This window comes from Amycolatopsis sp. N2S4-7, from assembly GCF_058119595.1.
Window position 1 is genome coordinate 657,265 of the sequence record NZ_CP172299.1, and the last position, 17,533, is coordinate 674,797.

Below are 17,533 nucleotides of genomic sequence, written 5' to 3' on the forward strand. Positions count from 1 at the left end.
AAGGAAGAAGGAACAATGAAGTTCACCAGAACACTCGCGGGGATCGCCGCCGCGGGACTCGTGCTGACGCTCTCGGCGTGCGGCTCGAGCCAGAAGACCGCCGACCAGGCGGCGTCCTCGAGCGCCGGTGCCGCCGGCGGCCTCGTCGGCGTCACCATGCCGACGAAGTCGTCGGAGCGCTGGATCCACGACGGCGACAACATCAAGTCGGCGCTGGAGAAGCTCGGGTACAAGGTCGACCTGCAGTACGCCGAGAACGACATCCCCACGCAGGTGAACCAGATCGAGAACCAGATCACCAAGGGCGCCAAGCTGCTGGTCATCGCCTCGATCGACGGCACCGCCATCACCACCCAGCTGCAGGAGGCGGCCGACCGCAAGATCCCGGTCATCGCCTACGACCGGCTGATCCGCAACTCGCCGAACGTCGACTACTACGCCACCTTCGACAACTTCAAGGTCGGGGTCGAGCAGGCGAACTCGCTGGTCAAGGGCCTGGGCACCGGGCCGGGACCGTTCAACGTCGAGCTGTTCGCCGGTTCGCCGGACGACAACAACGCGACGTTCTTCTTCAACGGCGCGATGTCCGTGCTCAAGCCGCTGATCGACAGCGGCAAGCTGGTGGTCAAGAGCGGGCAGACCGACTTCGCCCGCGCGGCCATCCTGCGCTGGGACCCGGCCACCGCGCAGCGGCGCATGGAGGACCTGCTCACCAAGACCTACACCGGTGGCGCGAAGGTCGCGGGCGTCCTCTCGCCGTACGACGGCCTGTCGATCGGCATCCTCTCGGCGCTGAAGAGCAACGGCTACGGCACCGCCGGCCAGCCCTACCCGATCGTCACCGGGCAGGACGCCGAGGTCGCCTCGGTCAAGTCGATCATCGCCGGTGAGCAGTACTCGACGGTGTTCAAGGACACCCGCATCCTGGCCGACACCACGGTCAAGATGGCCGACGCGGTGCTCAAGGGCGGCAAGCCCGAGGTCAACAACACCAAGGACTACGACAACGGCAAGAAGGTCGTCCCCTCCTACCTCCTGCAGCCGGTGACCGTGGACAAGTCCAACTACCAGAAGGAACTGGTGGACTCCGGCTACTACACGGCAGGTCAGCTGAAATGACGGAACTGCTCGGCATGCGCGGGATCACCAAGACCTTCCCCGGGGTCAAGGCGCTGTCGGACGTCACCCTTTCCGTGCGCCAAGGGGAGATCCACGCGATCTGCGGGGAAAACGGCGCCGGGAAGTCCACCCTGATGAAGGTGCTCTCGGGCGTCTACCCCCACGGGACGTACGACGGTGAGATCCACTTCGACGGGCAGCGGTGCGAGTTCGGGTCGGTGCGCGACAGCGAACGGCGCGGGATCGTGATCATCCACCAGGAGCTCGCGCTGTGCGGCCAGTTGTCGATCGCGGAGAACATCTTCCTCGGCAACGAGCAGGCCAAGCGCGGCTGGATCGACTGGAACCGCACCAATCACGAGGCCGGCGCGCTCCTGCGGCGCGTCGGCCTCGCCGAAAACCCGGTCACCCAGGTCCAGAACCTCGGCGTCGGCAAGCAGCAGCTGGTCGAGATCGCCAAGGCCCTGTCCAAAGAGGTCCGGCTGCTGATCCTGGACGAGCCCACCGCGGCGCTCAACGACGAGGACTCGGCCCACCTGCTGGAGCTGCTGCGCGGGCTGCGTGACGAGGGCGTCACGTGCGTGATCATCTCGCACAAGCTCGGCGAGGTGACGGCGATCGCCGACACCGTCACGATCCTGCGTGACGGCCGGACGATCGAAACACTCGGCGCCGCCGGGCTCACCGAAGAGCGCATCATCACCGGCATGGTCGGCCGCGACCTCGAGCACCGGTTCCCGCCGCGGGAACCGGAGATCGGGGAAGAGGTCCTGCGGATCGAGGACTGGACCGTGCACAGCCCGACCCAGGCCGGCCGGGTTGTCGTCGACGGCGCGTCGCTCACGCTGCGGCGCGGGGAGATCGTCGGCCTGGCCGGGCTGATGGGCGCGGGCCGCACCGAGCTCGCGATGAGCGTGTTCGGCCGGTCCTACGGCAAGGACATCTCCGGGCGCATCCTCAAGCACGGCAAGGAGATCGAGGTTCGCTCGGTGCAGGATGCCGTCCGCCACGGCATCGCCTACGCCACCGAAGACCGGAAGCGCTACGGGCTCAACCTGATCGAGGACATCCAGCGCAACGTGTCCGCGGCCGGGCTGGGCAAGCTGGCCAAGCGCGGCTGGGTCAACGAGCACGCCGAGCACGACACCGCGTCCCGGTACCGCCGTGACCTGCGGATCAAGGCGCCGAGCGTGCAAAGCGTGACCGGGAAGCTCTCCGGCGGCAACCAGCAGAAGGTCGTGCTGGCCAAGTGGATCTTCACCGATCCGGACGTGCTGATCCTCGACGAGCCGACCCGCGGCATCGACGTGGGCGCGAAGTTCGAGATCTACACGATCATCAACGAGCTGGCCGCGCAGGGGAAGGCCGTGCTGGTCATCTCCTCCGAGCTGCCGGAGCTGCTCGGGCTCTGCGACCGGATCTACGCGCTCTCGGCGGGGCGGATCACCGGCGAGGCCAAGCGCGAAGAAGCCACCCAGGAACTGCTGATGCAGTACATGACGAAGGAACGGGAATGACCACGACCGAAGCGCGGCCCGCCGTGCCCCCGGTTGAGCGCTCCAAGCGGAGGATCTCGATCAACCCGCGCCAGAGCGGCATCTACGTCGCGTTCGCGCTGATCGTGGTGCTGTTCGAGGTGCTCACCGGTGGTGCGCTGCTGGAGCCGCAGAACATCTCCAACATCATCGTGCAGAACTCGTACGTGCTGATCCTCGCGATCGGGATGATCCTGGTGATCATCTCCGGGCACATCGACCTCTCCGCCGGGTCGGTTGTCGCGATGACCGGCGCGGTGTCGGCGGTGCTGATGGTGAACTCGCACGTCCCGTGGTTCTGGGCGGTGCTGATCACCCTCGCCGTGGGCGCGGCGATCGGCGCGTGGCAGGGCTACTGGGTCGCCTACTTCGGCATCCCGGCGTTCATCGTGACGCTCGCCGGCATGCTGGCGTTCCGGGCGCTGACCCTGACGGTCCTGGGCAACCAGGGCATCGGCCCGTTCCCGGACGCGATCCGCACGCTGTCGAACGGCTTCACCGACGGCTACCTCGGCAACATCGGCCTCGGCCCGCTCGGCGGCGCCGACCTGGTCTCGCTGCTCGCCGGCGTCGCGGCCGTCGCCGGGATCGCGTTCACCCAGTGGCGGAAGCGCTCGGCGCGCGTGGGCTACGGCCAGGACGTCGACCCGCTCGGCGTCTTCGTGCTCAAGATCGCCGGGATCGCGGTGCTGGTGCTCGCGCTGGTCGTGCAGCTGGCGCGGTTCAAGAACCTGCCGTGGGTGCTCATCCTGCTGACGGTGCTGGTGATCGGCTACTCGCTGGTGGCCGGGAAGTCGGTGTTCGGCAGGCACATCTACGCCGTCGGCGGCAACCTGCAGGCCGCGACCCTCTCCGGGGTCAAGGTCAAGTCGGTGACGTTCTGGATCTTCGTCAACATGGGCGTGCTGGCCGCGCTGGCCGGCATCATCTTCGCCGGCCGGCTCAACCAGGCGGGCCCGACGGCCGGCGTCAACTTCGAGCTCGACGCGATCGCGGCGGCGTTCATCGGCGGCGCGGCCGTCCAGGGCGGCGTCGGCAAGGTCGTCGGCGCGATCACCGGCGGCCTGATCATGGCCGTGATCAACAACGGCATGTCCCTGATCGGCGCCCCGAGCGAGCGGGTGATGCTGGTGAAGGGCGTCGTGCTGCTGGCGGCCGTGGCGTACGACATCTGGACGAAACGCCGCGCGGCTTCCTGAGTCCCGCGTCGAAAGGGGCTTTCCCGTTCGACGGGAAAGCCCCTTTCTTTTTCGAAGTTCTCGAATTGCTTGACCCGGCGGTAACGGGACGTACATAGTGCTGGTGAATCCCTCACCAGCGGAGGACCTCCCTTATGCGCAATGTCGTGCGTTCCCTTGTGGTTTCCTTGACCGTGGCCGCTTCGGTGGCTGCCTCGGCCGGTGTCGCGACCGCGGCCACGTGGTCGTCTTCCGACAAATGGGCGACCTGGTCCAACGGCGGCTACACCGTCCGCAACGACGTCTGGGGCAGCGGTGCCGGCCCCCAGACCATCTGGGCGAATTCGTATTCGAACTTCGGTGTCTGGTCGGACCAGCCGAACACCGGCGGGGTGAAGACCTACCCGCACTCGGCGAAGAACGTCGGCAAGAAGCTGAGCGCGCTCGGCCGGGTTTCCAGCAGTTTCTCCGTCAACCGCCCCGGAAGCGGCGCCTACGAAACCGCCTACGACATCTGGGCGGACAACAACGCCTACGAAACCATGCTGTGGATGAACAAGCAGGGCGCGGTCGGGCCGCTCGGCACCAAGCAGGCCACGGCGACCGTCGGCGGCCACACCTGGGACGTCTACAAGGGATCGAACGGCTCGAACGCGGTGTTCTCGTTCGTGCGGACGTCGAACACGAACTCCGGCACGGTCGACGTGCTCGCGGTCCTGAACTGGATCCGCGCGCGGGGCTGGTTCGGGGACGTGACCCTCGGTGAGGTCCAGTTCGGCTTCGAGATCACCTCCTCCGCCGGCGGCCTGAACTTCACGACCAACAGCTACTCCGTCAGCGCGTCCTGAACGGGGAGGGTGGCGTGCGCCGGCTCGCGCTCGCGGTGATCACCGCGCTGCTGTGCTGCTTCTGCGTGCCCGTGGCCGTGGCGGCGCCACCCGGCGGGCCCCGCGCCGAGACGGTGCTCGCCACCGGCTGGAAGTTCCACCTCGGCGACGTCCCCGGCGCGGCGGCCGCGGGCTTCGACGACTCGGCGTGGACCCCGGTTTCCCTGCCGCACACCTGGAACGCCGCCGACGGCGCGGACGGCGGCGGCGACTACCGGCGCGACGTCGGGTGGTACCGCACCCGGCTGGCCGTCCCCGCGGGCGGCCACCGGGTCTTCCTCCAGTTCGACGGCGCGAACCTGGTCACCGACGTGTACGTCGGCGGCCGGCCCGCGGGCCGCCACGAGGGCGGTTACTCCGGATTCCGGTTCGACGTCACCGGTCTCGCGCCCGCCGGGCGGACGGTGCCCGTCGCCGTGGCGGTCGACAACCGGAAGAACCCGGACGTCGCCCCGCTCGACGGCGACTTCACCCTGTTCGGCGGCCTCTACCGCGACGTGCGGCTGATCGTCACCGATCCGGTGCACGTGGACGCCCTCGACTACGGCGGACCGGGCGTCTACGTCCGCCAGAAGGCGCTGACCGCGACGGCGGCGGACCTCGAAACCACCACCAGGGTCACCAACGACTCGCCGGTGCCGCGGCGGATCCCGGTCCGGACGGTGGTGCGGGACGCTTCCCGGCGCGTGGTGGCGGTCGCGGCCACCGCGGTCACCGTGGAGCCGGGGCGGACCGTCCCGGTGACCTCGGCCGTGCGCGTGCGCGACCCGCACCGCTGGAACGGGGTGCGGGACCCGTACCGGTACTCGGTCACCGCGTCGGCGGGCGGGGACGAAGTGACCGTCCCCCTGGGACTGCGCACCTTCGCCGCCGATCCCGCCCGGGGGTTCTTCCTCAACGACGTCCCGTACCCGCTGCACGGCGTGAACACCCAGCTGCCCAGCCGCCCGGACCGGGGCCCCGCGGTCGGTCCCGCCGACATCGACGCCGACTACGCGCTGATCGCGCAGCTGGGCGCGAACGCCGTCCGGATGGCCCACTACCAGCACTCGCCGCGCGAATACGACCTCGCCGACCGGCTCGGCCTGGTGGTGTGGACGGAGGTCCCGCTGGTCGGGTTCGTGACCGGCTCCCCGGCCTTCACCGCGAACGCCGGGACGCAGGCGCACGAGCTGGTCCGGCAGAACTCCGCCCACCCGTCGGTGGCGCTGTGGGGCCTGGGCAACGAGCAGTACGTCTCCAGCCCGGCCGCCAACGCCGTGCTCGCCGCGGTCCAGGCCGTGTTCCGCGCCGACGACCCGGACCGGCTCACGACCTACGCCCACTGCTGCCTGTCCGACACCGACGCCCTCGCCGGGCACGCGGACCTGACCGGCTACAACCGGTACTACGGCTGGTACCTCCCCGGCGCCGCGAACCTGGGCGGCTGGGCGGACGAGCTGCACCGGGCCGAGCCGGGTCGCCGGATCTCGGTCTCCGAATACGGGGCGGGCGCGAGTGTCCGGCAGCACGAGCAGCACCCCGTGCCGCCGCCGCCCGGCGGCCACTGGCACCCCGAGGAGTACCAGGCGGAGGTCGCCGAGGCTTCGTGGCGCGCGCTCGAGGCGCGGCCGTACCTGTGGGGCAGTTTCGTCTGGGTCATGTTCGACTTCGCCTCGGACGGGCGAAACGAAGGCGATCGGCCGGGGATCAACGACAAGGGGCTGGTCACCGCCGACCGCCTGACCGAAAAGGACGCTTTCTACTGGTACCAGGCGAACTGGTCGGCGCGGCCGGTCCTGCACATCACCTCCGCCCGCGACACCGTCCGGACCACGGCCACCACCGACGTCAAGGTCTACGCCGGCACCGCGCCGGTGAGCCTCACCGTCGACGGGGTCCCGCTCGGCACCCGCGTGCCGGCCGGCCACGTCGCGGTCTGGTCCGGGGTCGCCCTGCGGCCGGGGCCGAACGTGGTGCGGGCGACCTCGGTCCAGGACGGCCGGGTGCGCACCGACACGGTGACCTGGGTCCGGCAGCCGTGAAGGCCACCGGGTGAGGACGCTGAGTCCTTGCCGGTGGCCTCCACGGGTGGTCAGCCGGTCACTGCGAACAGCGTTTGCCGGTGTTGATGCAGTTGACGGCCTGGTTCATCAGGCGCTGGCCCATGACGTTGGCGAAGTCGTCGTGGTCCGAGCGGGGGTTGTGGTTCTCCTGCGGGAAGGCGTCCACTTTGTACTGGCCCTTGACCTGGATGTCGTGCGGGATGTCGTAGACCAGCTTGATCACCAGCTGGGGCACGTTCTTGAAGCCCTGGGGGCACTTGCCCTGCTGGTCGGCGAACACGATGTGGGTGCGGTGGTTCGCGCTGTCGATGTTCTTGCCGTCCCAGCAGTTCGGGAAGGCGTGGATGCGCTCGACCCTGCTGTTCTGCGGGCAGATCGGGTAGTGGTCGGTCAGCCGGTCCTCGAACCCGGTGCAGGTCCAGCTGGGCCGGGCGTTGGCCGGGCCGTTGGTGCTCTGCTTGGCGTCGCCGTAGAGGATGCGCAGGAACTGCGGCATCGCGACGACCTTGGCGGCGCCGCCGCTGGTGAACGTGATCGTCGCCGACCGGACGCGCTGGATCTCGCCGTCGTTGTCGGCGATCTCGTTCTTGTCGTTGACGCCGGGCAGTTCGCCCGCCTGGCCGCCGCTGTTCTGGCCGCCGTTGTCGAGGCCGCCCTGGCCGTTCTGCTTGAGCGCGCACTGCGCGAGCCCGCCCAGGTTCGTCGGCTTCGCGGCCCGGCGGCCGATGGCGATGGCGATCCGGTCGATGGTGGCGGCCCGCTTGTCCTTGAGGGGGCCGACGACGGCGTTCTGGACGTCCTGCGGGGTCTTGAGGTCGCCGTTCGCGATCCGCTTGTTCGCCTCGTCGATCTGCTTGTCGAGCAGGTCGAGGTTGCGGTTCACCTCGTCCATGGCCTGGTCGGGGACGTCGGGGAGCTTGCTCGCGACGTCGGGGCAGTCGACCTGGGTGCTCGCCTTGTCCTGCGCGCTTCCCGCGCGGTCGGGTTGCGTGGCGGGCGGGTTCTTCTCCTCTTCGCCGGTGTCGATGCGGACGACGGGCCAGAAGTAGGCGGACTTGTCGCCGTTCTTGCAGGTGGTGCCGGCCTTGACGAGGCTCTTGTTGTTGGAGTCGGCGTTGGTGGAGAGGTTGCCGACGTAGTCGTGCAGGTGCTGGGCGCCGTTGCGGATGCCGGGCTGGGCGATGAAGTTGTCGGGGTTGAAGTGCTGGTTTTCGTTGCGGCCGCAGTCCACCGTGAACGTGCCGCGTGCCCCCTTCTGCTGCGCCTTGTTCACGTTAACACCGGCGGGCACCTTCGCGATGTCGAGGAAGAACGACGCGTCGGCGGGATCGGCGCTGGCCTCGCCGGTGCGGCCGGCGGTGGTCGCGACGACGATGCCGCCCACCGCGATCGCGAGGGCGAGGCCGCCGGTCGCGATCTTCGTGCGGCGGCTGATGCGATGTCTGCCCGTGGCGGGGGATCGGGGGATTTTCCGGGCCATGTTCACCTCGTTCGGTTTTTCCGGGCACGCCGAAGACAGCTGCGTGCCCGGGGAGACGCGCGGAACCCGGGGGAGTGCCACCGGGCGCGGAAGGTCGGGGACCGCGTCCGGGTGTCACTGGTTCCGGCATTGGCAGAAACGGCCCGGAACGGGGGCCGGTTCAAGCCGCCCTTCCGCCGTTACCGGTTCGTTATTTATGGAAGGTGAAGGAGGTTCACGTCCGGGGATGTGATCGCTAACATCGGCGCATGCCCCCGGACGACGCAGGTCCCGACGGCCCGCTCCGCGCGCCGGCCCTCCGCCGCCGGGGCACGCTCGGCGTCGTCGCGACCGGGTCCGCCGCGTCGGGGCCGGTCCTGAACGGCCTCCGCGCGGCCGCTCGCGAGCAGGGGTACGCGCTCATCGTCTTCAGCGTGCCCGGGCCCGGCGGGGCGGCGGTGCCGGCCGCCGTGACCGGCCTGCGGCTGCAAGGCGTCGCCGGGATCGTCGTGCTCGACCCGCACTCCCTCGCCGAACCGGCGCCGGCCGCCGGGATCCCGCTGGTGCCGGCCGTGTCCGCCGACCAGTGCGAAGGCGCGCGCCGGGCCACCGAGCACCTCCTCGAGCTCGGGCACCCGACGGTCTGGCATCTCGGCGGCCCCGAGAACGGGCCGATCGCCCGCGCCCGCGAGCGCGGCTGGCGGGAAACCCTGGAACGCCACGGCGCGGAGGTGCCCCCGGTCGTCCGCGGCGACTGGACGGCCCGCTCGGGGTACCGGGCCGGGCAGTCCCTGGCCGTCGAACCGGGGGTGCGCGCGGTGTTCACCGCCAACGACCACATGGCTCTCGGCCTGCTCGCGGCGTTCACCGAAGCGGGGATGCGCGTCCCGCGCGACGCGCACGTCGTCGGGTTCGACGACGTGCCCGAGGCGGCCTACTTCGAGCCCCCGCTGACGACGGTCCGCCAGGACTTCGTGGCGGCGGGCCGGCAGACCCTCGCGGCGCTCGCGGCCCACATCGCCGGCGTGGCGCCCCCGGTCCGCGGCCCGGTGGAGGCCGAGCTGGTGGTGCGGGAGAGCAGCCGCCCCAGCCGCGCCTGAACGACCCGGAAATCCCCTAGGCTGAGCCCATGGCGGACACCTGGGGGACATCGCCGGCGTTCGACGCGGCGCTGGCGGAGGTGGCCGGCCGGGCCGCGGAGTTCACCCGGCTGCGGCACGTGCCGCGCGACGTCGTCGACAAGTTCCGCCTCGCCGGCTTCTACCGCGCGACGACCCCGGAGCGCTTCGGCGGGGACGCCCTGCCGCCGGCGGAGTTCCTCCGGATGGTCGAGCGGATGTCCGAAGTGGACGGTTCCGCGGGCTGGGTCGCGAGCTTCGGCTCGTCGGGCGTCTACCTCGCCGCGCTCCCGCCGGAGACCCAGGCCCGGCTCTACGCCGACGGCCCCGACGTCGTCTTCGCCGGCGCGCTCTTCCCGGTGCAGCCGGCCGAAGAGGTGCCGGGCGGGTTCCGCGTCCGCGGCCGGTGGCGCCTGGCCAGCGGCTGCCTCGCGGCCGACTACCTCGGCGTCGGCATCGGAACGGGGTCCGCGGGCCGCCCGCGGACGGCGGTGGTGCCGGCCGCGCAGGCGGAGGTCGTCGACACCTGGGACGCGGTCGGGCTGCGCGGCACGGGCAGCCACGACCTCCGGGTGGACGGCGCGTTCGTCCCGGCGGAGTGGACGTTCGTCCGCGGCGGCGCGGCCACGATCGACGAGCCCCTCTACCGCTACCCGGCGCTCGCCTACGCGGCGCAGGTGCTGGCGGTGGTCAACCTCGGCATCGCCCGCGCGGCCCTGAACCACGTGACGGGCTTCGGCGCGGGCCGCGCGGGCCTCACCGGCGGCCCGGTGCTCGCCGACCGCGCGTACGCCCGCATCACCCTCGCGAAAGCCGAGGCGGACCTCCGTTCGGCCCGCGCGTTCTTCTACGAGGCGACCGAAGAGGCGTGGGAGACGGCGTCGGCGGACCGGCCGGGCCCGGAGCAGGTGAGCCTGCTCCGGCTGGCCGCGGCCCACGCGGCCCGGGTGGGTTTCGCCGTGGTCCAAGCGGCCTACCAGCTGGGCGGCACGGCGGCGATCGAGGCGGACCACCCGCTGCAGCGGCACCTGCGCGACGCGGCGGTGGTACCGCAGCACGCGTTCCTGGGCGAAGGAATGTACGACGCGGCAGGAGCGGTGTTCCTCGGCGGCCGGCCGTTCCCCGGGTACCTCTAAAGCGTCAGCCGGTCGCCCAGCTCGCGGATGTGCTCCGCCTCGCCGCAGCCCAGGTCCAGCTGGCGGCGGCGCTCCGCCACGAACGCCCGCCCCAGACCTGTCCGGTCCGAAGTGGACATCGTGCGCCGCAGGTCGTTGAGGCGTCCGCGTTCCTCGCCGCGGATGTGCGCGTCGACCGCGTTCTCCAAGCGCAGCAACGCCTTGTCGGAGTCGTCGGCCTCGAGGACCGCGAGCAGGTTGTCGGCGAACGGGGCACCCGGCGCGTCCGGGCGGACGATCCGCTCGGTCGCCGTCGCGTGGGCGACCAGCAGGGCCGACAGCTCCGCGACCAGGGCGGGGCGGTCGGCTTCCGCGTTGCGCAGGTCGCGGAAGAGCTGCTCGAACCGCCGGTGGTCGGCCAGCAGGACCTCGACCAGGTCCGAGCCCGGCGCGACCGCCGCCGGGCCGGGGCGCATCCAGCCGAACGTCAGCTCCACCGCCTGGCGCCAGTGCGCGTATTCGCTGTCCCGGCGGGCCGGGTCCATCGCCGGCAGCCACTGGCCGGCCCGGTGCCAGTTGCGCCGCAGCCCCTCCAGGTCCGGCCAGTAGCCCACGGACAGCCCCGCCGCGTAGGCCGCGCCGAGCGACACCGTCTCCGCCACCATCGGGCGGACCACCGGCACGTCGAGGACGTCGGCGATGAACTGCATCAGCAGGTTGTCGGCGGTCATCCCGCCGTCGACCTTCAACGTCGAGAGCGCGAGCCCGGAGTCGGCGTTCATCGCGTCGACGACCTCGCGGGTCTGCCAGCCCGTCGCCTCCAGCACCGCCCGCGCGAGGTGGCCCTTCGTGATGTACGAGGTCAGCCCGGCGATCACGCCGCGGGCCTCGCTGTGCCAGTGCGGCGCGAACAGGCCGGAGAACGCGGGCACGATGTAGCAGCCGCCGTTGTCCTCGACCGTCTTCGCGAGCGTCTCGATCTCGGGCGCGCTGCCGATGAGCTCGAGCCCGTCGCGGAACCACTGCACCAGTGACCCGGTGACGGCGATCGAGCCTTCCAGCGCGTACACCGCGGGCTCGTCACCGATCTTGAACCCGACCGTGGTGAGCATGCCGTGGGTGGACAGCACCGGCGTCGACCCGGTGTTGAGCAGCAGGAAGCTGCCGGTGCCGTACGTGCACTTCGCCTCGCCGGGCGCGAAGCAGGTCTGGCCGAACAGCGCCGCCTGCTGGTCGCCGAGGGCCGCGGCGATCCGGATGCCGGGCACCACGCGGGACGTCGTCCCGTACACCTCGGTCGACGACCGGATCTCGGGCAGCATCGCCCGCGGGACGTCGAAGAACTCCAGGAGCTCGTCGTCCCAGTTCAGCGTGCGCAGGTTCATCAGCATGGTGCGCGAGGCGTTGGTGACGTCGGTGATGTGGACGCCGCCCTCGGAGCCGCCGGTCAGGTTCCAGATCAGCCAGCTCTCGATGGTGCCGAAGAGGACGTCGCCGCGCTCGGCGCGCTCCCGCAGGCCCGGTGTGCGCTCCAGCAGCCAGCGGATCCGGGGCGCCGAGAAGTAGGTCGCCAGCGGCAGGCCGCACAGCTGCCGGACGCGGTCGGCGCCCGGCTCGCGCGCCAGCTGTTCGAGCATGGCGTCGGTGCGGGTGTCCTGCCAGACGATCGCCCGCCCCACCGGGTTGCCGGTGTGCCGGTCCCACAGCACCGTGGTCTCGCGCTGGTTGGCGATGCCGAGGCCGACGACCTGCTCGGCGCCCGCCCCGGCGTCGGCCAGCGCCTGCGGCACGATCCGGGACAGGTTCCGCCAGATCTCGACGGCGTCGTGCTCGACCCAGCCCGGCCGCGGGAAGTGCTGGTGGTGCTCGCGCTGCACGACCGACACGAGCCGGCCCCGCGCGTCGAACAGGATGCAGCGGGTGGAGGTGGTGCCCTGGTCGATGGACATCACGTACCGCTGGACCATGGTCCTCCCTTCACCATCGGGACGCGCCGAGGTCGCGGGAGACCGCGCGCGCCGCGTCGCGCACGTGGCCGAGCAGCCGGGGGCTCGGGCCGCCGTCGGCTTCGCAGATGCGCTCCACCGAGCCGGACACCCCGATCGCGCCGACCACGATGCCGCCGTGGCCGCGGATCGGGGCCGCGATGCCGGCCTCGCCGGAGATCATCTCGCCGTTCTCCGCCGCCCAGCCCGCCTCGCGCACCTTGGCGCAGGCGCGCTTGATCGCGGTCTGGGTGACCAGGGTCCGGCGGGTGTAGGCCTCCGGTTCGCCGGTGCGCAACGATGCCACGAGAGCCGTGTCGTAGGCCAGCAGGACTTTCCCGAGCGCGGTCGCGTGCAGCGGCAGCAGCGTGCCGACGTCGAGGGTCTGCAGGCTGTCGTCCGGCCGGAACACGTGGTGCACCACGAGCACGCGGCCCTCGAGGGGCGCGCCGATCCGGACCGCCTCGCCGCTGCGCGCGGCCAGCGCGTCGGCCCAGTTGATGGCCCGGGACCGCAGCTCGTTGACGTCGAGGTAGCTCGTGCCCAGGTGCAGCAGCGCCGCGCCGAGCTGGTACTTGCCGGTGTCGCGGTCCTGCTCGACGAACCCGACGCCCTGCAGCGTGCGCAGGATCCCGTGCGCGGTGCCCTTGGCCAGCTCGAGGGCGTCGGCGATCTCGCCGACGCCGAGACGGCCCGTGCCGCGCGCCAGCAACCGCAGGATCGCGGCGGCGCGCTCGATGGACTGGATCGGACCGGGCACGGCGCGACCCTAACCCGACCGGCCCCGATTCGACAATGTCGAACATCCACATCGGGCGTTCGACAATGCCGACCGGTGTCCGTTGACCCTCCCCGGGAGCGAACCTAGCTTTCATCCACCAGGGGGAACGAACGGTCCTTTGTGGAGGAAAGCAATGGTGCGAAACCTCAAGGCCCGCGGGCTCGGCGGCGAAATGGCCGCCGAGTTCGTGGGGACGATGATCCTCATCCTGTTCGGGTGCGGGGTGGTGGCGCAGGTCGCCGCCGCGGGCATCGGGGACCACGACAGCATCGCCTGGGCCTGGGGCCTCGGCGTCACGCTCGGTGTCTACGTCGCTTCGCGGATCAGCGGCGCGCACCTGAACCCGGCCGTGACCATCGCCCTCGCCGTGTTCAAGGGCTTCGAGTGGCGCAAGGTCGCCCCCTACGCCCTCGCCCAGACCGCCGGCGCGTTCCTCGCCGCCATGCTGGTGCGCTGGAACTACACCGAGGTGCTCAACGCCAAGGACCCCGGCCTGACGATCAAGACCCAGGGCGTGTTCTCCACCCTGCCGGGTAACGGCACCCTCCCGGTGGGTGACTGGGGCGCCTTCCGCGACCAGATCATCGGCACCGCGATCCTCCTGATCGTCCTCTTCGCCATCACCGACCTCCGCAACACCTCGCCGGGCGCGAACCTGGCCCCGGTCGTCGTCGGCTTCCTCGTCGTCGCCATCGGCATGGCCTGGGGGACGAACGCCGGGTACGCGATCAACCCCGCCCGCGACTTCGGCCCGCGCCTGGCGTCCTGGCTGACCGGCTACGACACGGCGTGGTCCGACCAGTACGGCTTCCCCTACTGGTGGATCCCGATCGTGGGCCCGGTGATCGGCGCCCTCGTCGGCGGCGCGATCTACAAGTACCTGATCGAGCGGTTCCTGCCCGCCGGGGACCCGCTGGACGCCATGCCCGCCAAGGACCTCGAGCCCGCCAACTGAGCAAGGAGCACCCCATGCCTGACTACGTCGGCGCGGTTGACCAGGGCACCACCAGCACCCGCTTCATGATCTTCGACCACGGCGGCAACGAGATCGCCCGCCACCAGCTCGAGCACGAGCAGATCCTGCCCCGGCCCGGCTGGGTCGAGCACGACGCCACCGAGATCTGGGAGCGCACCCGCTCGGTCATCGCCACCGCGCTCAACAAGGCGAACCTGACCGTCGGCGACCTCGCCGCCCTCGGCATCACCAACCAGCGCGAGACCACCGTCGTGTGGAACCGCCGCACCGGCCGCCCCTACTACAACGCGATCGTCTGGCAGGACACCCGCACCGACCGGATCGCCTCGGCCCTGGAGCGCGAGGGCAAGGGCGACGTCATCCGCCGCAAGGCCGGCCTGCCGCCCGCGACCTACTTCTCCGGCGGCAAGCTGCAGTGGATCCTCGAGAACGTCGACGGCGTGCGCGAGGACGCCGAAAAGGGCGACGCCCTCTTCGGCACCACCGACTCGTGGCTCATCTGGAACCTCACCGGCGGCCCGGACGGCGGCGTCCACGTCACCGATCCGACCAACGCCTCCCGCACCATGCTGATGGACCTCGAGACGCTGGACTGGGACGACGAGCTGCTGTCGTTCTTCAACGTCCCGAAGCGGATGCTCCCGGCGATCCGGCCGTCGTCGAACCCGGGCTTCTTCGGCACCACCCGCGCGGACGGCCCGCTCGGCGGCGAGGTCGCCATCACCGGCGTCCTCGGCGACCAGCAGGCGGCGACCGTCGGCCAGGTGTGCTTCCGGCCCGGCGAGGCCAAGAACACCTACGGCACCGGCAACTTCCTGCTGCTCAACACCGGCCAGGAGCTGGTCCGCTCCCAGCACGGCCTGTTGACGACGCTGTGCTACCAGTTCGGCGACGAGAAGCCGGTCTACGCACTGGAAGGCTCGATCGCCGTCACCGGCTCGGCCGTCCAGTGGCTGCGCGACCAGCTCGGCATCATCAGCGGCGCGGCCCAGAGCGAAAGCCTGGCCCGCCAGGTCGAGGACAACGGCGGCGTCTACTTCGTCCCGGCGTTCTCCGGCCTGTTCGCACCGTACTGGCGTTCGGACGCCCGCGGCGCGATCGTCGGCCTCACCCGCGCCACGACGAACGCCCACATCGCGCGGGCGACGCTGGAAGCGATCTGCTACCAGACCCGCGACGTCGTCGAGGCGATGCAGAACGACTCCGGCGTCACCCTCGACGTCCTGCGGGTGGACGGCGGCGTCACCGCCAACGAGCTGTGCATGCAGCTGCAGGCGGACATCCTCGGCGTGCCGGTGTCGAAGCCGGTCGTCGCCGAGACCACCGCGCTCGGCGCCGCCTACGCGGCCGGGCTGGCCGTCGGGTTCTGGTCCTCGACCGACGAGCTCGAGCAGAACTGGAACGAAGACAAGCGCTGGACGCCGTCGTGGAGCGACGAGCAGCGCGCCGAGGGCTACGCGGGCTGGCAGAAGGCCGTCGGCCGCACGCTCGACTGGGTCGACGTGCAGTGACCATGAGGAGGAACACCGTGACCCCGCTTTCCCCGCAGTACCGCGCGGAAGCACTGCGCAGGCTGGTCCGCGAAGAGGTCGACGTGCTGGTCGTCGGCGGGGGAGTGACCGGCGCCGGCGTCGCGCTCGACGCCGCGTCGCGCGGGCTGTCCGTCGCGCTGGTCGAGGCCCGCGACTTCGCCGCCGGGACGTCGAGCCGGTCGTCCAAGCTGATCCACGGCGGGCTGCGCTACCTGGAGCAGCTGGACTTCAAGCTGGTCCGCGAAGCCCTCAAGGAGCGGGGCCTGCTGCTGCAGAAGCTGGCCCCGCACCTGGTGCGGCCGGTGAAGTTCCTGGTCCCGCTGCAGCACCGGGTGTGGGAGCGCGGCTACATCGGCGCCGGCGTCACGCTGTACGACACGCTCGGCGGCGCCCGCGCGCTGCCGCGGCACCGGCACCTGTCCAAGCGCGGCGCGGCCAAGGTCGCCCCGGCCCTCGCGGACGACGCGCTGATCGGCGCCATCCAGTACTACGACGCCCAGGTCGACGACGCCCGCCACACGATGACGATCGCGCGGACGGCCGCCGAGCAGGGCGCCACGGTCCTGACGCGAACGCGCGTCACTTCGCTGCTTCGCGACGGCGAGCGGGTGGTCGGCGCGAAGGTGGTCGACCGGGAGAGCGGGGTCGAGTTCGAGGTCCGCGCGCGGACGGTCGTGGCCGCCACCGGCGTGTGGAGCGACGACATGGCGGCGGCGGCCGGGATTCCGGCGCCGTTCACCGTGCGCGCGTCGAAGGGCATCCACCTGGTGGTGCCGCGGGAGAAGATCGACCTCGACACGGGGCTGATCCTGCGGACCGAGAAGAGCGTGCTCTTCGTGATCCCGTGGGGCCGGCACTGGATCGTCGGCACGACCGACACGGAGTGGGACCTCGACCGCGAGCACCCGGCGGCGAGCCGCGCGGACGTCGACTACGTGCTGGAGCACCTCAACGCCGTCCTGCGCACCCCGGTGACGCACGACGACATCGAGGGCGTGTACGCCGGGCTCCGGCCGCTGCTCGCGGCGAAGGCGGCCGCGACGACGAAGCTGTCGCGGGAGCACGCGGTCGCGCACCCGGTGCCGGGCCTGGTCATCGTGGCCGGCGGCAAGTACACGACGTACCGGGTGATGGCCGCGGACACGGTCGACGTCGTCGTCGAGGAGCTCGGCCGCCCCGCCCCGCCGTCGTGGACCGACCGGCTGCCGATCGCCGGCGCCGACGGCTACCACGCGCTGTGGGCCGACCGCGCCGGGCTCGCGTCCCGGACGGGGCTGCCGCTGCCCCGCGTCGAGCACCTCCTCCAGCGGTACGGCACGCGGATCTGGAACCTCCTGGACCTGATCGAGGAGCGGCCTTCGCTCGGGGAACCGATCACGGACACGTCGGAGTACCTCCGCGCGGAGGCCGTCTACGCGGTTTCGCACGAAGGCGCGCTGCACCTGGAGGACATCCTCACCCGGCGGACGCGGATCTCCATCGAGGAACGCGACCGCGGCGTGACGGCGGCGCCGGTGGTCGCCGAGCTGGTGGCCCCGCTGCTGGGCTGGGACGAGCACAAGCGGGAGCGCGAGGTCGCGAACTACCTGGCGCGGGTCGAGGCGGAGCGCTCCGCCCAGGAGGCCCCGGACGACGCGGCGGCGAACGCCACCCGCCTCGCGGCGCCGGCGCTGCTTCCGGGCTGAGCGATCCGGCGGGGGGCGTGGCGGTGTTCGCGGCCGCCACGCCCACGACCGTCGAAGGACCGGCCCGCCCGCACACCGTGCTGGCCGCTGCCACACCGCGACCGGGGCGGCCTCGGCG

General features: G+C 71.3%; 13 protein-coding genes. 10 read left to right on the forward strand and 3 right to left on the reverse strand.

The window, feature by feature from the left end:
- The first annotated feature begins 15 nt into the window (after positions 1 to 15).
- The 5 genes from chvE (at position 16) to ACH54P_RS03135 (ending at position 6,743) form a co-directional block, all read left to right on the forward strand.
- Positions 16 to 1,119 carry a multiple monosaccharide ABC transporter substrate-binding protein gene (gene chvE, locus ACH54P_RS03115; RefSeq protein WP_489910790.1) on the forward strand — a complete coding sequence of 368 codons (1,104 nt, stop codon included), beginning with the start codon at positions 16 to 18 and terminating at the stop codon, positions 1,117 to 1,119.
- Entirely contained in the window at positions 1,116 to 2,636 is a 1,521-nt protein-coding gene (mmsA, locus tag ACH54P_RS03120; RefSeq protein WP_489910791.1) for a multiple monosaccharide ABC transporter ATP-binding protein, read from the forward strand. Before chvE ends, mmsA begins: the two co-directional genes overlap by 4 nt.
- A complete protein-coding gene (mmsB, locus tag ACH54P_RS03125) occupies positions 2,633 to 3,853 on the forward strand; it encodes a multiple monosaccharide ABC transporter permease (protein ID WP_489910792.1) in 1,221 nt (406 codons plus the stop codon). Before mmsA ends, mmsB begins: the two co-directional genes overlap by 4 nt.
- Positions 3,854 to 3,987: 134 nt before the next feature.
- The gene (locus ACH54P_RS03130) at positions 3,988 to 4,680 is read left to right on the forward strand and encodes a glycoside hydrolase family 12 protein (protein ID WP_489910793.1); all 693 of its coding nucleotides are present in this window, start codon (positions 3,988 to 3,990) and stop codon (positions 4,678 to 4,680) included.
- Between the two features lie 14 nt (positions 4,681 to 4,694).
- The gene (locus ACH54P_RS03135) at positions 4,695 to 6,743 is read left to right on the forward strand and encodes a glycoside hydrolase family 2 protein (protein WP_489910794.1); all 2,049 of its coding nucleotides are present in this window, start codon (positions 4,695 to 4,697) and stop codon (positions 6,741 to 6,743) included.
- A gap of 58 nt (positions 6,744 to 6,801) precedes the next feature.
- Here the strand turns inward: ACH54P_RS03135 and ACH54P_RS03140 are convergent, their stop codons facing one another.
- The gene (locus ACH54P_RS03140; RefSeq protein ID WP_489910795.1) at positions 6,802 to 8,244 is read right to left on the reverse strand and encodes a DUF1996 domain-containing protein; all 1,443 of its coding nucleotides are present in this window, start codon (positions 8,242 to 8,244) and stop codon (positions 6,802 to 6,804) included.
- A gap of 248 nt (positions 8,245 to 8,492) precedes the next feature.
- On the opposite strand from ACH54P_RS03140, the gene ACH54P_RS03145 reads away from it, so the two are divergent.
- Together ACH54P_RS03145 and ACH54P_RS03150 are read left to right on the forward strand one after the other, a co-directional pair.
- Positions 8,493 to 9,323, forward strand: coding sequence for a substrate-binding domain-containing protein (locus tag ACH54P_RS03145; RefSeq protein WP_489910796.1), 831 nt, complete (start codon positions 8,493 to 8,495; stop codon positions 9,321 to 9,323).
- 29 nt (positions 9,324 to 9,352) lie between these two features.
- Entirely contained in the window at positions 9,353 to 10,477 is a 1,125-nt protein-coding gene (locus ACH54P_RS03150; RefSeq protein ID WP_489910797.1) for an acyl-CoA dehydrogenase family protein, read from the forward strand.
- Here the strand turns inward: ACH54P_RS03150 and glpK (ACH54P_RS03155) are convergent.
- Both glpK (ACH54P_RS03155) and ACH54P_RS03160 read right to left on the reverse strand, forming a co-directional pair.
- Positions 10,474 to 12,423, reverse strand: a complete 1,950-nt coding sequence (gene glpK, locus ACH54P_RS03155) for a glycerol kinase GlpK (protein WP_489910798.1) — start codon at positions 12,421 to 12,423, stop codon at positions 10,474 to 10,476. The two genes, ACH54P_RS03150 and glpK (ACH54P_RS03155), sit on opposite strands and share 4 nt — an antisense overlap.
- A 10-nt stretch (positions 12,424 to 12,433) precedes the next feature.
- Positions 12,434 to 13,201, reverse strand: a complete 768-nt coding sequence (locus tag ACH54P_RS03160; protein ID WP_489910799.1) for an IclR family transcriptional regulator — start codon at positions 13,199 to 13,201, stop codon at positions 12,434 to 12,436.
- A 154-nt stretch (positions 13,202 to 13,355) separates the two neighbouring features.
- On the opposite strand from ACH54P_RS03160, the gene ACH54P_RS03165 reads away from it, so the two are divergent.
- From ACH54P_RS03165 to glpD, 3 genes are read left to right on the forward strand one after another with little or no spacing between them, the layout of a single operon-like run.
- Positions 13,356 to 14,177 carry an MIP/aquaporin family protein gene (locus ACH54P_RS03165; protein WP_489910800.1) on the forward strand — a complete coding sequence of 274 codons (822 nt, stop codon included), beginning with the start codon at positions 13,356 to 13,358 and terminating at the stop codon, positions 14,175 to 14,177.
- Between the two features lie 14 nt (positions 14,178 to 14,191).
- Positions 14,192 to 15,709, forward strand: coding sequence for a glycerol kinase GlpK (glpK, locus tag ACH54P_RS03170; RefSeq protein ID WP_489910801.1), 1,518 nt, complete (start codon positions 14,192 to 14,194; stop codon positions 15,707 to 15,709).
- 2 nt (positions 15,710 to 15,711) lie between these two features.
- Positions 15,712 to 17,415 (forward strand): glycerol-3-phosphate dehydrogenase, encoded by a 1,704-nt coding sequence (gene glpD / locus ACH54P_RS03175; protein ID WP_489910802.1) that lies wholly within the window; start codon positions 15,712 to 15,714, stop codon positions 17,413 to 17,415.
- Positions 17,416 to 17,533: the final 118 nt, after the last annotated feature.

Excerpts from the sequence above, each read along its gene's own strand:
- chvE (WP_489910790.1), top strand. The coding sequence starts at position 16 with ATGAAGTTCACCAGAACACTCGCGGGGATCGCCGCCGCGGGACTCGTG.
- mmsA (WP_489910791.1), top strand. The coding sequence starts at position 1,116 with ATGACGGAACTGCTCGGCATGCGCGGGATCACCAAGACCTTCCCCGGG.
- mmsB (WP_489910792.1), top strand. The coding sequence starts at position 2,633 with ATGACCACGACCGAAGCGCGGCCCGCCGTGCCCCCGGTTGAGCGCTCC.
- ACH54P_RS03130 (WP_489910793.1), top strand. The coding sequence starts at position 3,988 with ATGCGCAATGTCGTGCGTTCCCTTGTGGTTTCCTTGACCGTGGCCGCT.
- ACH54P_RS03140 (WP_489910795.1), bottom strand. The coding sequence starts at position 8,244 with ATGGCCCGGAAAATCCCCCGATCCCCCGCCACGGGCAGACATCGCATC.
- ACH54P_RS03145 (WP_489910796.1), top strand. The coding sequence starts at position 8,493 with ATGCCCCCGGACGACGCAGGTCCCGACGGCCCGCTCCGCGCGCCGGCC.
- ACH54P_RS03150 (WP_489910797.1), top strand. The coding sequence starts at position 9,353 with ATGGCGGACACCTGGGGGACATCGCCGGCGTTCGACGCGGCGCTGGCG.
- glpK (WP_489910798.1), bottom strand. The coding sequence starts at position 12,423 with ATGGTCCAGCGGTACGTGATGTCCATCGACCAGGGCACCACCTCCACC.
- ACH54P_RS03165 (WP_489910800.1), top strand. The coding sequence starts at position 13,356 with ATGGTGCGAAACCTCAAGGCCCGCGGGCTCGGCGGCGAAATGGCCGCC.
- glpK (WP_489910801.1), top strand. The coding sequence starts at position 14,192 with ATGCCTGACTACGTCGGCGCGGTTGACCAGGGCACCACCAGCACCCGC.
- glpD (WP_489910802.1), top strand. The coding sequence starts at position 15,712 with ATGAGGAGGAACACCGTGACCCCGCTTTCCCCGCAGTACCGCGCGGAA.